This is a genomic window from Micromonospora sp. NBS 11-29 (assembly GCF_002140155.1).
Taxonomy (GTDB): Bacteria; Actinomycetota; Actinomycetes; order Mycobacteriales; family Micromonosporaceae; genus Micromonospora.
The window spans coordinates 16607-29987 of the sequence record NZ_NAPR01000025.1 but is presented as its reverse complement, the minus strand read 5'-3'; the positions used below and the strand labels follow the sequence as shown (position 1 = coordinate 29987).

The window sequence follows — 13381 nt, the reverse complement described above, 5'->3', positions numbered from 1 at the left end:
TATCCGGTGCGGGCAGGGTTGTGCCGGGGTCGCAGCGGGAACCCTGGGCGGATGAGCAGCTACCGCGACCCGAGTCTCCGCGGCGATGTCTACCCGTCGGAGGAGGAGATCGACCCGACCGGCGTCGACCCCGACCAGACCGCGCCCGGGCCGGACCTACCCGGGGCCGGCCTCGACCAGGACAGGCCGGGCCTGCCAGGGGCCGGCCGCTCACCGGGCCGGGCCGTGCGGCGGGCCACCCGGACCGCGCCCGTGCCGGCGCCGACGCCGGAGCCCGAGCCGGCCCCCGTGCCCCACCCGGGGCCGCCGCCGCGCGGCGGGGTGGGCCGGTCGATCGTCACCCGGCACCTCGACGGCTCGGTCGAGGTGGTGACCGACCTCGACGGCGACGGCGTGGCCGACGTGGTTCAGGTCGACCTGGACGGCGACGGTGTGCCCGACGTGACGTACCTGGACAGCGACCGGGACGGCCGGCTGGACACCGTGCGACGCGCGTGATCGACCCCGCGCGACGCGCGACACCGTGCCGGCGGGCTTGATCGACACCAGCTCGGCGAAATGGCGGGATCGGCGGCGCGCGGATGCCACCACTTCCCCGAAATGGCGAGCCACGCCCGCCCACGGCACGCCATCCACACCGGCTCGGCGAAATGGCGGGCACACCCCGCCGACCATGCATGATCGACACCAGCTCGGCGAAATGGCCAGGTCGACAGCGCGCGGATGCCACCACTTCCCCGAAGTGGCGAGCCACCCCCCGCCCCACCAGAGGGCCGGCCGGCCCGGGTCAGAGCTGCGGCATCACCTCGGCTGCGACCAGCTCCAGGTGGTCCAGGTCGGCCAGGTCGAGCACCTGGAGGTAGACCCGGCCGCTACCGGCCTCGGCGTACCGGCCGAGCGTGTCGACCACCTCGGCGGGCGTGCCGGCGGCCCCGTTCGCGCGCAGCTCGTCCGGCTCCCGGCCGATCGCCTCGGCCCGCCGGGCCACCTCGGCCTCGTTCCGGCCGCAGCAGAGCACCAGCGCGTTCGACCAGGTCATGGTGGACGGATCCCGGTCGATCTCGGCGCACGCCTCGCGGACCCGCTGGAACTGCGCCCTGGTGTCGTCGACCGAGGCGAACGGCAGGTTGAACTCGTCGGCGTACCGGGCGGCCAGGCGCGGCGTGCGCTTCGGGCCCATGCCGCCGAGCAGGATCGGCGGGCGGGGCCGCTGCACCGGCTTGGGCAGCGCCGGCGAGTCGCTGACCGGATAGTAGGTGCCGGGGAAGTCGAACGTGGACCCGGCCGGGGTGGACCAGAGGCCGGTGATGACCGCGAGCTGCTCCTCCAGCCGGTCGAACCGCTCCCGCAGCGGCGGGAACGGGATCCCGTACGCGCTGTGCTCCTCGGCGTACCAGCCGGTGCCGATGCCCAGCTCGACCCGGCCGCCGCTCATCTGGTCGACCTGCGCCACGGTGATCGCCAGCGGGCCGGGCAGCCGGAACGTCGCGGCGCTCACCAGCGTGCCGAGGCGGATCCGGGTGGTGTCGCGGGCCAGACCGGCCAGCGTGGTCCAGGCGTCGGTCGGGCCGGGGTCACCGCTCACCGACCCCATCTTCAGGTAGTGGTCGGAGCGGAAGAACGCGGCGAAGCCGGTCTCCTCCGCGCGCCGGGCCACGGCGAGCAGTTGGTCGTAGCTGGCCCCCTGCTGGGGTTCGGTGAAGATCCGCAGTTCCATGCCCCGAGCATATGGATCCCGTGGGGCCGCCGCCGACGACGCCCGGGTTATCCGTCGAGGTGGTCGGCGGGCGTGGTCTGCAGCAGCCAGGCCAGCGGCATCCGGGCGTGTTCGGCGTACCGGCCGTCGCCGGTCAGCTCGTGGAGCGTGACGGTCTGCGGGGTGTCCCGCTCGACCACCCAGTAGCGCGGGATGCCGGCCGAGGCGTACTCCCGGACCTTGGTCACCGCGTCCATCGCCTCCGAGCCGGGCGAGACGATCTCGACGGCGAGGACGAGGTCGGCCACCGTCGACCAGACACCCCGGGCCGGCGGCTTCCGCCACACGGTGAGGTCGGGGATCCGGCCGCCGTCGCCGGTCGGCCCGGCCACCCGGATGCCGACCGCCTGGAGCACCTGCTCGGCGGGCCAACCCGCCATGATCAGCCAGGCGAAGAGGCGACTCGCGATGATCGCGTGCTCCGAGTCGGGCGGCGGCATGACCGACAGGACCCCCTCGGGGCTGGTCTCGTAGCGGTGACCGTTCGGGTCGGTGGCGTTCATCGTCGCCACGTCGTCGAGCGTCACGACGGCGGGCATGTGCATGCCGACAGCCTCAGCGCTCATGCCGCCATCCTAGGGTGAGAACCGCTGTGCGCGCCGCTGCCAGCGCCGTGTGCGCGGGCTGCCAGCGGCGACCACCATGGTCGGTGCCATGAGTTACGCATTCGAGGCGGAGGGCCTGGTCAAGCGGTTCGGTACGACGACCGCGCTGGCCGGGATCGACCTCGCCGCACGACGGGGGACCGTGCTGGGGGTGCTGGGGCCCAACGGCGCCGGCAAGACCACGGCGGTGCGGATCCTCGCCACCCTGTTGCGCCCCGACGCGGGGCGGGCCACCGTCGGTGGCCGTGACGTGGTCCGTGACGCCGCCGAGGTACGCCGGCTGATCGGGCTGACCGGGCAGTACGCCTCGGTCGACGAGGACCTGACCGGTACGCAGAACCTGACGTTGATCGGCCGGCTGCTCGACCTGGGCCGGCGGGACGCGAAGGCGCGCGCGGCGGAGCTGCTGGCCTGGTTCGACCTGACCGACGCGGCCGGGCGCCCGGCCAAGACGTACTCCGGTGGCATGCGCCGCCGGCTGGACCTGGCCGCCAGTCTGGTCGGCCGCCCGGAGGTGATCTACCTGGACGAGCCGACGACCGGCCTGGACCCGGCCAAGCGGGAGGAGATGTGGGGGGTGGTCCGTTCGCTGGTCGACGACGGCTCCACCGTGCTGCTCACCACGCAGTACCTGGACGAGGCCGACGCGCTGGCCGACGAGATCTCGGTGATCGACCACGGCCGGGTGATCGCGCACGGATCGCCGGCCGAGCTGAAGCGGATCGCCGGCAGCCAGACCATCGTGGTCCGGCCGACCGAGACGGAGCGGATCGGCGACGTCGCCGACATCCTGCGCGCCAGCACCGGCGCCGAACCCGAGCTGCCCCGGCCCGGTCTGCTCACCGTGCCGGTGGAGGGCGACGCCACGTTCACCTCGGTGGTACGCCGGCTCGACGACGCCGGCATCGGGGTGGTCGAGCTGGCGCTGCGGCTGCCCAGCCTGGACGAGGTGTTCTTCACGTTGACCGGCCACGGCGCCGAGGAACCCACGGAGGTGGCAGCCGCATGACCACGACCACCCGCGCGGCGGCGACGCCCACCCGGACCGCCCCGCCCCGGGCCGGCAGCCGTCCCTTCGGGCTGGCCCGGCACAGCCTCGCGCTCGCCGGACGCAGCCTGATCAAGACGCTGCGCACCCCGGAGCAACTGCTGGACGTGACCCTCCAACCGATCATCTTCGTGCTGATCTTCGTCTACCTGCTGGGTGGCGCGATCTCCGGCTCGCAGCACGCGTACCTGGAGTTCCTGCTCCCGGCGATCATGGTGCAGACCGTGCTGTTCGCGTCCATCGCCACCGGCGTCAGCCTCAACACCGACATCGAGAAGGGCGTCTTCGACCGGTTCCGCAGCCTGCCGATCGCCCGGTCCGCGCCGCTGGTCGGCTCCGTGGTCGGCGACCTGGTCCGGTTCGTGGTGTCGATCGTGGTGTTGTTCGCGTTCGGCTACGCCCTCGGCTTCCGGATCGGCACCGACGTGCTGTCCACGCTGGCGGCCTGCCTGCTGACGATCGCGTTCGCGTTCGCGGTGAGCTGGATCGGCGTGCTGCTCGGCGTGGTGATGCGCAGCCCCAGCGCCGTGCAGGGCACCGCGTTCCTGGTGCTGTTCCCGCTGACCTTCGGCACCAACATGATGGTGCCGACCGACACGCTGCCCGGCTGGTTGCAGTGGTGGGTCGGGGTGAACCCGGTGGCGGACGTGATGTCCGCGACCCGGGGCCTGGTCGTCGGCGGGCCGGTGGCCGGGCCGGTGACCCGGTCGCTGCTCTGGACCGTGGGCCTGATCGCGGTGTTCGCGCCGCTCGCCGTCCGGGCCTACCGGCGCCGCGCCTGACCGTCTCAGCGAGCCGGGTCGCCGCCCACGAACGCGAGGGCGTCGGCCCGGCTCAGGCCGTGCCCCCGGGCGTACGCGGCGGCGTACCCGTCGTCGCCCAGCTCGGCCCGCAGCCGCTCGGCGAGTCGTTGCGCGTCCGGGTCGGACCGGTCCGGCCAGCCGCGCAGCGAGTCGGACACGCCGAGCAGTTCGGCGGCCCGCTCGTACCGGCCTTCCGCCTCGGCGACCGCGACCCAGCCGACGGTGATGATCGCGACCACCGGCATGTCCCGGGCGGCGATCCCCCGGACGATGGCCTCGGACATGCATGCCCGCGCCCCCGCCACGTCACCTCCGGCCAGCGCCAGGTGCGCCGCCTCGGTCAGCAGCAGCCCGCGGAACTGCGGCGCGAGCAGCGGTGCGTCCTCCTGGCGACGCTTCGCCTCGGTGAGGCACTCGTGCGCCTCGTCGAGCGAACCCTCCTGCCGCGCGATGGCACCGAGCATCATCAGCCCGAACGCGGCGTCCCGGCCGTCCCGGTCGGCCGTCCGGGAGGCGACGAACCGGCGCAGCTCCGCCTTGGCGCCGGCCACGTCGCCGGAGCGGGCCCGGATGGCGGCCAGCCAGATCAGTTGGAAACCCGGCTCGGCGGCCGGGTCGAGTTCGCGGGCCAGCCGCGTCGACTCCTCCAGCGCCTCCGTCGCCGCCGCGAAGTCGCCGCGTTTGGTCAGCGCGTCGGCGTGCTGGCTCAGGACCATCGACAGGCTCCACCGCTCGCCGACGGCGCGTAGTTCCTCGATGGCCCGGGTCGAGTCGCGCAGCATGCCCTCGGCGTCGCCGTCGTTCTCCCTGATCTGGCTGCGCATCGCCAGCAGGGTCCCGTCGGTCCACGGGTCCGGGTGGCCACGCGCGCGGTCGACCGCCGCGATCCCGGCGGCGGTGTCGTCGGTGAAGATCGACAGCGCCGGTTCGAGCAGGGCCACGATCGGATGGCCCGTCCCCTCCGCCGCGCGCACGCCGGCCGCCAGCTCGGCAACCTGCTCGTCGGTCGGTTCGCGGGCGGCGTGGAACATCTCCGTGACCACGCGGATGGCGAGCACCACGGCCCGCTCCGCCGCCGGTGCCGGCCCGGGCAGCGCCAGCGCGCGAGCCAGCACGTCACCGCCGATCCCGCCGTCGTCGCCCCAGATGGTCAGCGGCAGCGCCAGGCCCGCGCCGATCCGCAGCGCCGTGTCCGCGTCACCGGCGTCGCAGGCGAAGTGCAGCGCGCCGATGATGTTCTCCCGCTCCGCCGACAGCAGCCGCAGCCAGGGCAGTTGACCGGCGGTGCGCAGGTGCGGCTCCGCGGTCGCGACCAGGTCCCGGAAGTACGCGGCGTGGGCGGCCCGCGCCTGTGCGGCGGCCCCGGCGGCGGCGAGCCGCTCCAGCCCGTACTCCCGGATCGTCTCCAACATCCGGAAGCGACCGTCGCCGACCACCTGGAGCAGCGACTTGTCGACCAGCGCGTCGAGCAGCGCGACGGCGGTNGCGGTGACCGAGGCGGGGAAGACGGCGAGCCGCTCGGCCAGCCGGCGCTCGTCGTCGGTGAGCAGCCCCCAGCTCCAGTCCACCACCGCCCGCAACGTGCGGTGCCGGGGCAGCGCGGTCCGGCTGCCGCCGGTCAGCAGCCGGAACCGGTCGTCCAGGCCGGCCACGACCTGTCGCGGTGAGAGCGTCCGCAGCCGCGCCGCAGCCAGCTCGATGGCGAGCGGCAGGCCGTCCAGCCGGCGGCAGATCTCCACCACGTCCGCGACGTTGTCGCCGGTCACCGCGAAACCGGCCCGCACGGCCACGGCCCGGTCGCGCAGCAACTGCACCGACGGGTACGCGACCGCGTCGCCCGGTGTCGCGTCGGGCGGCGGCAGGCGCAACGGCGGTACGGGCTCCAGCGCCTCACCGACGATGCCCAGCGGCTCCCGGGAGGTGGCCAGCACGCGTAGCCCCGGACAGCGGCCGAGCACCTCCTCGGCGAGCCGGGCCGCAGCGTCCACCACGTGCTCGCAGTTGTCCAGCACGATCAGCATCTCGTTGGTGCCGATCGCGTCGACCAGCCGACCGAGCGTGTCGCGGTAGGTGGACCGCGCGTTCTCCCGCGCCCGCTCCCGCCGGCCGAGCGCGTCCAGCACGGCCCGGGGCACGTCCGCCGGGTCGGTGATCGGGGCCAGCTCGACCAGCCACGTCCCGCCCGGTAGGCCGTCGGCCAACCGTCCCGCCGCGACGCTGGCGAGCCGGGTCTTACCGGCCCCGCCCGGCCCGATCAACGTGACCAGCCGGTTGCCGGCGAGCAGCCCGGTCAGCCGGCGCAGGTCCTCGTCCCGCCCGACGAACGTGGTCAACGCGGCACGTAGGTTCCCCCGCCGCACGGCCGGCTCCGGCGGCGGGCCCACCTCGCCGCGCAGCAGCGCCAGGTGCGCGGCCCGCAGTTCGGGCGAGGGGTCCACGCCCAGCTCGTCGGCGAGCCGCGCCCGGACCCGCTCGTACCCGGCCAGCGCCTCGGCGGGCCGCCCGGCGGCGGCCAGCGTCCGCAGGTGCAGCGCGGCCAGCCGCTCCCGCAGCGGGTGCGCGGCGGTCAGCTCGTCCAGCTCGGCGACCAGCAACTCCGGTCGGCCGGTCCGCAACTCCGCCTCGATCCGGTCCTCCTGCGCGGTGAGCCGCAGCTCCGCCAGCCGGGCCGAGGCGGCCCCCGCGTACGGCGCGTCGGCGACCTCGGCGAGCGCCGGGCCGCGCCACAACGCCAACGCGTCCCGCAGAATCGGCAGCGCCCGCTGCGCGTCCCCGTCCCGCAGCGCCACCCGACCCGCTCCGGCCAGCNCGGCCCGCTGCGTACCCTCAGTCCGGGCACGGCCCGGCGCAACCGCGACACGAGCGTCTGCACGGCGTTCGCGGTGTCGGCGGGCGGCGCGTCCGCCCAGAGCGCCTCGGCCAGCGCCGACACGCTCACCGGGCGCCCCGGGTCCAGGGCGAGGCGGATCAGCAGCGCCCGCAGCCGCGCCCCGGCGACGTCGACGACGTGCTCCCCGTCACGGACCTCAAGCGGCCCGAGGATCCCCACCCGCACGGTGTCACTCTCTCATCCACGCCCCAGCGAGCGATGCGCCTGGTGGTAGTCGCCGCATTCACCAAGGACCCGTGCTGCGGTGCCTGTCCCCGACGAGGCGACCTATCCGCAGTACATGGCCGCCTTCTTCGGGCACCTCTTCGACAGGCGGGTGCACAAGGGGACGATCTAGAGGTTCGAGCACGGTGCGACGTGGGCAGCGGCCATCAGCGGGATACGGGCCGCTTGACGTCCATCAGCTCACGCACCTCGTCGCTGAGTCCGTGGATCGCGATGTTCTCACGGTGGCTCTCCCACCGTTCGCGGGCGAGCACCAGGTTGATCTGCTCCTGGCGGGCGCCGTCGAAAGCCCGGATCGTGGTGCCGTTCGACTGATAGCCAAGCGACCACGAGACTCCCAGCGACGGAGCATTGGTGGCCCAGGCCGCGGACTCGGCGCGATCCGCTCCCAGCCCGGCGAACGCGAGGTGCAGGACGGCACGCCGCATCTCCTTGCCGTAACCACGTCGCTGGAACGGCCGCGCGATCCATGACCCCGTCGAAACGGTCTTGGTGATCCCGAAGTCCTGCGCGCCGATCTCCTGCACCCCGACGCGCGCGCCGTCGACCTTCACAGCCATCACCAGGTTCCATCTGTTCGGCCGCCAGTCCGCCAGGGAGGCCCAGTAGTACCGCAGGAAGGACCGCTCGGCCTGGGGCGACGGTCCCGACTCCCATCCCGCTACGGGCGAACGCGCCAGAAAGCGGTTCTGCGGATCGTAGATGCCGGCTGCCGCGTGGATCGCCAGTTCGGCAAGCTCGTCCTCAGCCGGTACAGCCAGCTCAAGGAGGGACGTCGTCACCCGCAGACGACGCACGGGCCAGATCTCGGCCAATGTCATCCCAGCATCATGCCCTGTCCTGCCGTCTGCCTTGGTCGGTGGCCGGACCTCGGCGCGGTACGCACAGGTCGTCGCCAGCCTGGCCGACCAGGGAGAGCGGCTGGTGGGGCGGGCGGGGTTCGAACCCGCGACTCAGGGATTACAAGATCGAATTGCCGTCCCGCCGGCCTGGGCACATGGCCGTCTATACGCACCAGCAACGCCCGCAGCGAGCCCCGGCGACGTTGACGACGTGCTCCGGCAACATCCCGGCACCGGCTCGACCAAACTCCGAGCCGGCAGGGGGACGGCTGTGTCCGCCGAGCCGCTTTACAACGAGCCTGACGCCAAGACCCACATCGCGCGACGGGCGTTCCGGCTCACACCACCTGCACCGAGAGCACCCGGGTGAGTGGGCGGAAACCGGCCGCGTCGTACATGTGGCGGGCCGGGTTGCCGTCGGCCACCGACAGGCCGACGGTCGGCAACCCCGCCTCGCGGGCGCCGCGCAGCGCGTGCACCAGCAGCGCCCGACCGAACCCGCGCCGCTGCGCGCGGGGCGCGACACCGAGGTTGAGGATCCAGGCGCAGTCGTCGTCGGTCCACGGCACCGGCCCGGCGCACAGCACGTGACCGGCGCTGCGGCCGTCGGGGTCGACCAGCCGGGCCGAGGCGGGCACCAGCGGCGGCACCGGCGCCCCGGTGTCGAACATGGCCCGTACCTCGCGGGTGTCGCTCGGCTGCCACGAGCCGTCCGGATGCCCCGGCCCGTACGCGGCGACCAGCCCGGCGGCGAGGTCGTCGTCCCAGCCCGGACCGCCCAGCGACCAGCCTTCCGCCAGCGGGACCGGCTCGGGCACGTCGACCAAGTCGTGCCGCATGTCCGTGGCGGCCCGGCGTAGTTCGAGACCGGTGCTCACCAGCGCCGCCGCCAACTCCTCGTCGGACGTCTCCAGCCGGTACCCGGTGAGGTCCCGCCGCACCTGCGCGGCGAGCCGGCCGAGCGCCACTGGGGGCAACGGCCGAACATCGGCCGCCACCGGCCGCCCGTCGTCCTCCCGGAGCCGCATCCGGGCCAGCGGGTTGTCGTCGTCGTCGACGAGCAGCGAGTCCGTGGGGTCCTCGTCGTGCGCGCGTACCGGCATTCGCCGCAGCGTACCGGTCACGCCTCCGCAGCGTAGCCCTGCGCCGGCGATCGGAATCGACCGTCCGGTCGGACACGCCTTCCGGTCGCATGTTCCGTGATCGCTTCCGACTCCGGCCGGGTGCCGGCTCCTAGAATGGCGCGGTGACCAGGATCGACCGGGCCAGCAGGATGATCGCCGCGGCACCGGCGGTGGTCTACGAGGCGCTTCTCGACCGGGGTGCCGTCGAGGCGTGGCTGCCTCCGGAGGGCATGCGGGGGCGGATCGAGCGGTGGGACCCCCGGCCCGGCGGCGGGTTCCGGATGGCGCTCACCTACCTGGACCCCACGGGCGAGCCGGGCAAGACATCGGATGCGACGGACGTCGTCGACATCACGTTCGCCGAACTCGTGCGGCCGGAACGGGTGGTGCAGACCGCAGTGTTCCAGGCCGACGACCCGGCGTACGCGGGCACCATGGCCATGACCTGGCACCTGGCCCCCAACGGCGACGGGACCGACGTCACCGTCACCGCCACGGGCGTCCCGCCCGGCATCGACCAAGCGGCGCACGAGGCGGGGATCACGTCCTCGCTGGCCAACCTGGCGTCGTACGTCGAAGCCGTCACCTGAGTGCCACCGATGTGGTCGGTGCCCTGCGCCGGCCGAAAACCGGTGACATCGGCCTACGGGTCCGGGATGCTGCGCACCATGACCATTGCCCGCTCCAACCCCGACGGCGTGCACGCCACGCCCGGGTACCACCACGTCACCGTCGTTCCGGCCGGACGTACCGCTTATCTCGCCGGCCAGTGCCCGTTGGACGCGCACGGCGCCCTGGTGGGGCCCGGCGACGTCGACGCCCAGGTCGATCAGGTCGCCGCGAACGCGCTGGCCGCGCTCCGGTCGGTCGACGCCGGCCCGGAACACGTCGTCCGCACCGTGATCTACGTCGTCAGCACCGACCAGGCCGTGCTCGCCCAGGTGTGGCGCCGGTTCCTGGCCTCACCGCTCGCGGACGCGTTCACCACCGCCAGCACGCTGCTCGGCGTCGCGCAGTTGGGCTTTCCCGGGCAACTGGTCGAACTGGACGTGACCGCGGCGCTCCCGTAGTTGGGCGGTTCCGGGGGCGGCCGGGCGTGCCCGTCCACCCCCGGGATCAGGCCCTACAGGTACGGGCGGGTGATCAGTTCGATGGCGTGGCCCGACGGGTCCTTGAAGTAAACCCCTCGGCCGCCGTGCTCGTTGTTGACCTCACCGGGGCGTCGCATCTGCGGATCGGCCCAGTGCTCGACGCCCTGGTCGCACAGCCGTCGGTACGCCCGGTCGAACAGCTCGTCGTCGATCAGGAGCGCGTAGTGCTGCATCTGGATCTCCACCGGCGGCTCGGCGAACTGGAGCAGCACGCCGTCGGTGAGCTGGATGTTGGTGAACAGCCCCCAGGACGGTGCCTCCGGCAGTTCCAGCAGCTCACGGAAGAACCGGGCCGACTCGTGGCGGTCGCGGGCGGCAATGATGGTGTGGTTGAACGAAACTGACATGGTTGACCTCACGGTGCTCGACGTGGATGGGGGCCTGCGGTGCGCAGGTCACGGGGAGGTCCACGTGCCGAGCCTGGAGGGTGCGCGTGCCGCACCCGCCGTGCGGTCAGACCTCCACCGGATCGCCAATCCGTGCATGGCGTCGAGCCGGTCCGGTGTTCACGACCGCTGACGCTACGTGACCTGACCGGTCACCGCAAACCCCTCAGCGGGACGCGCCCCCGGATCGCCGAGCGCGGACCACGGTCGAGGACACCGCCGCCAGTTCCGGCTGCGCGGGCAGGAAAACCGTGGGTACGCCCAGCGACTGGTTCATCGCGGCGAGCCGGCCCTCGGCTTGCAGGTCGGTGGTGTTACGCACGCCCCGGACGATCACGTCGACGTCGTGGAGACGGCAGTAGTCGGCCGTCAACCCGCCCCAGGCCACCACCGTGACGGAGGTCCACTCGACCGGCAGGACGGCCCGGACAGCCGCCGCCCGCTCCTCCTCACCAGCACCGGGCTGCTTGCCGCTGTTGACCGCGACGAGCACCACCACCTCGTCAAAGATCTCCCGCGCCCGCCGGACCACGTCCGCATGCCCCGATGTAAAGGGATCGAAGCTCCCCGGACAGACCGCCCGCACCCGACCAGCCGTACCCACCCCAGACCGTCCACCCTTCACACCCACACCCCCCAACTCTAGACACCCACCCACCCGCTCCCCCCACCCCCGTGGATGGCCCCGTCGATCATGAAGTTAGCGGCGAGAATCCGGGGGATCAGCAACGCCAACTTCATGATCAACCAGGACGGGATCGAGTGGTGGGCGGAGATCCACTTGGCCATCCTCGCCCGTCCGCGCTTGGGCCAAGCTCTCAGGGCCAGCGCCAGTTTTCAGGCGGAGCCGACAGGGAGGCGACCCGTCGTCGCCGTTGGGCGGTTCAGTCAACGCGACGGCAAGGCGGTTGCGGACCTCACCAACGGTGAACTGCCAACCAACCAGCCGCGCTCCGGTCCAATTGATGCCGACAAGGAGCTCGTCACCTGCCAGGTCCGGCAGTTCCGTGCTCTGCCACTGCTCCAGCGACATCGACTCGGCCCGCAGGCCATGTCCCCATATTTCGGCCGCCCGCTGGGCGCGAGCGAATGTCGACCAGTACGGAGCGGCCCGCTTGCCGTCGGAGGTAATGGGGGCAGGGCTGCCTGCGTCATCGCGGACGAACCAGACGACTCGGTTTCGAGCGACCTCACGAAAGAAGGCTGCCGCCTGGGATCCGCTCTGACTCATGAGCTGGTGACGGTAGCAGCCCAACGACGTGTAGGGCGTCCCCGCCGCTGGAGCGGCGCCGCTGATGCTGGGCTGTCCCCACGGCATCCCCCACACGGGCGCAACGGCCCCTCGGAGACCACTCCGGAGAGGCCGTTTCTGCTGGAGAGTCAGGGTGGGGCGGGCGGGGTTCGAACCCGCGACCGAGGGATTATGAGATCAAGATGGGCGATCCGGCGACCTGGTCGAGTGGGCTCCTACCAGCGAAAACACCTTTCAACATCTCTCACCACTCCCCCACGGTCCGTCGACCTCTTGCGGACTGAATGCGGACCGGTCGCCGCTGAGAAGGCCGAGGCACACCATCGGACTGCTTGCGGAAAACGCCTAGCCTGATCGCGTGACCGAGCAACCCCCTGCCGACGGTTCGTCGGCTTCGTCCGAGGAACCGATTGACGCTCAGTTCGAGCCAGAACTTCTCGGCCGGTGGGAGCGGCTGGGTGCATCCGCATTGGGCCTTGTCGCCGGGGGTGGCGGCGGCTGGGCAGTGTTCACGACGGATAATCAGGCGGGATCCGCCGTCCTCGTGGTCATCGGTGCTGCCTTCCTGTTGATGGGCCTACAAGGCACGCCACTAATCCGGGTCGGAGGCGCGGATAGCGGCGTAGAGCTCGAACGTCGTCGTCGTCGGGTAGAAAGGGCAATTGAACAGGCTCGACATGAAGAGAACCAAGAGGTGGCAGCCGGGATCGTTGAGGGGGCTTCAATTTTGGAGCCGGCAGTCTTCCGCTCGCTTCGCTACCGACGAGAGCTCTATGTCTCCAAGGTTGCCCTAGCCCTTCAGACTGTGGGGGCAGCAGTGGAGCGAGGTAAAAACGACCGTGGTCCTGATCTCGTGGCGCAGACAGCAACGGGGCTGGTCAACATTGAGGTGAAGTACATAGGCGGCAGATTATCCCTGTCCGGTGTGCGGCAGGCGGAGAGTTATAGCCACGGCGTTCCGGCTCTCGTCGTCACGAACGCCCCCCTATCACCCGAGGTGGAAAGTCATAACGCCAGCGAGAGAAGCAGACATGTCGAGGCCGTGAGGTGGAACGACGAGAGGGATACGGCTCTGCTGGGGCGGGCGCTTCTGCGGGTGGCTGCTGCAGGTGGTCTGCAAGCTGGAAGCTGACAGGTCAGGGCGGATCTCCTCGTCGGGCAGTTGTAGANCGGACGGGGACAAGGTGGAGCGCCCTACCGGACGAACGACCTTGGCCCCGTCCGGGGAGGCTGGTAGCCCTTGTGGTGCCCGGCGAGGTGATCCGCTCCCGGCTGATCTCTGAGGAGGGCCGGGGTTCG

General features: G+C 72.1%; 14 protein-coding genes and 1 pseudogene. 6 read left to right on the top strand and 9 right to left on the bottom strand.

Annotated elements, in window-relative coordinates; translation table 11 throughout:
* Positions 1 to 51: 51 nt before the first annotated feature.
* Complete coding sequence (locus tag B1205_RS25645) at positions 52 to 498, top strand: hypothetical protein (RefSeq protein WP_089157944.1); 447 nt, start codon at positions 52 to 54, stop codon at positions 496 to 498.
* A 289-nt stretch (positions 499 to 787) separates the two neighbouring features.
* Here B1205_RS25645 and B1205_RS25640 read toward each other — a convergent pair whose 3' ends face one another.
* Both B1205_RS25640 and B1205_RS25635 read right to left on the bottom strand, forming a co-directional pair.
* Positions 788 to 1717, bottom strand: a complete 930-nt coding sequence (locus B1205_RS25640; protein WP_089157943.1) for an LLM class F420-dependent oxidoreductase — start codon at positions 1715 to 1717, stop codon at positions 788 to 790.
* 47 nt (positions 1718 to 1764) lie between these two features.
* A complete protein-coding gene (locus tag B1205_RS25635; protein WP_089157942.1) occupies positions 1765 to 2322 on the bottom strand; it encodes a Uma2 family endonuclease in 558 nt (185 codons plus the stop codon).
* Positions 2323 to 2410: 88 nt separating this feature from the next.
* Between B1205_RS25635 and B1205_RS25630 the strand changes: the two genes are divergently transcribed.
* Both B1205_RS25630 and B1205_RS25625 read left to right on the top strand, forming a co-directional pair.
* Complete coding sequence (locus B1205_RS25630) at positions 2411 to 3370, top strand: ATP-binding cassette domain-containing protein (protein ID WP_089157987.1); 960 nt, start codon at positions 2411 to 2413, stop codon at positions 3368 to 3370.
* Positions 3367 to 4191 (top strand): ABC transporter permease, encoded by an 825-nt coding sequence (locus tag B1205_RS25625; protein WP_089157941.1) that lies wholly within the window; start codon positions 3367 to 3369, stop codon positions 4189 to 4191. The genes B1205_RS25630 and B1205_RS25625 overlap by 4 nt, the downstream gene beginning before the upstream one ends.
* 5 nt (positions 4192 to 4196) lie before the next feature.
* Here the strand turns inward: B1205_RS25625 and B1205_RS30070 are convergent, their stop codons facing one another.
* From B1205_RS30070 to B1205_RS25605, 4 genes and pseudogenes are all read right to left on the bottom strand, one after another.
* A complete protein-coding gene (locus B1205_RS30070) occupies positions 4197 to 7019 on the bottom strand; it encodes an ATP-binding protein (protein ID WP_254910207.1) in 2823 nt (940 codons plus the stop codon).
* Between the two features lie 41 nt (positions 7020 to 7060).
* A pseudogene (locus B1205_RS33180) lies at positions 7061 to 7261 on the bottom strand (AfsR/SARP family transcriptional regulator); the annotation flags it as partial.
* Between the two features lie 212 nt (positions 7262 to 7473).
* Positions 7474 to 8148: a GNAT family N-acetyltransferase gene (locus B1205_RS25610; protein WP_089157938.1), complete on the bottom strand. Its 675-nt coding sequence runs from the start codon at positions 8146 to 8148 to the stop codon at positions 7474 to 7476.
* 359 nt (positions 8149 to 8507) lie between these two features.
* The gene (locus B1205_RS25605; protein ID WP_254910197.1) at positions 8508 to 9293 is read right to left on the bottom strand and encodes a GNAT family N-acetyltransferase; all 786 of its coding nucleotides are present in this window, start codon (positions 9291 to 9293) and stop codon (positions 8508 to 8510) included.
* 122 nt (positions 9294 to 9415) lie between these two features.
* Between B1205_RS25605 and B1205_RS25600 the strand changes: the two genes are divergently transcribed.
* Both B1205_RS25600 and B1205_RS25595 read left to right on the top strand, forming a co-directional pair.
* Positions 9416 to 9883, top strand: a complete 468-nt coding sequence (locus B1205_RS25600; RefSeq protein WP_089157936.1) for an SRPBCC family protein — start codon at positions 9416 to 9418, stop codon at positions 9881 to 9883.
* 78 nt (positions 9884 to 9961) lie between these two features.
* Positions 9962 to 10363, top strand: a complete 402-nt coding sequence (locus tag B1205_RS25595) for a RidA family protein (protein WP_089157986.1) — start codon at positions 9962 to 9964, stop codon at positions 10361 to 10363.
* Between the two features lie 53 nt (positions 10364 to 10416).
* Here B1205_RS25595 and B1205_RS25590 read toward each other — a convergent pair whose 3' ends face one another.
* The 3 genes from B1205_RS25590 to B1205_RS25580 form a co-directional block, all read right to left on the bottom strand.
* Positions 10417 to 10791 carry a VOC family protein gene (locus B1205_RS25590; RefSeq protein ID WP_089157935.1) on the bottom strand — a complete coding sequence of 125 codons (375 nt, stop codon included), beginning with the start codon at positions 10789 to 10791 and terminating at the stop codon, positions 10417 to 10419.
* Between the two features lie 205 nt (positions 10792 to 10996).
* The gene (gene coaD / locus B1205_RS25585) at positions 10997 to 11416 is read right to left on the bottom strand and encodes a pantetheine-phosphate adenylyltransferase (protein WP_254910206.1); all 420 of its coding nucleotides are present in this window, start codon (positions 11414 to 11416) and stop codon (positions 10997 to 10999) included.
* A gap of 114 nt (positions 11417 to 11530) precedes the next feature.
* Complete coding sequence (locus tag B1205_RS25580; RefSeq protein ID WP_089157984.1) at positions 11531 to 12061, bottom strand: DUF2750 domain-containing protein; 531 nt, start codon at positions 12059 to 12061, stop codon at positions 11531 to 11533.
* A gap of 379 nt (positions 12062 to 12440) precedes the next feature.
* Here B1205_RS25580 and B1205_RS29355 point away from each other — a divergent pair, with 379 nt between their 5' ends.
* Positions 12441 to 13214 carry a hypothetical protein gene (locus B1205_RS29355; RefSeq protein ID WP_140158147.1) on the top strand — a complete coding sequence of 258 codons (774 nt, stop codon included), beginning with the start codon at positions 12441 to 12443 and terminating at the stop codon, positions 13212 to 13214.
* Positions 13215 to 13381: the final 167 nt, after the last annotated feature.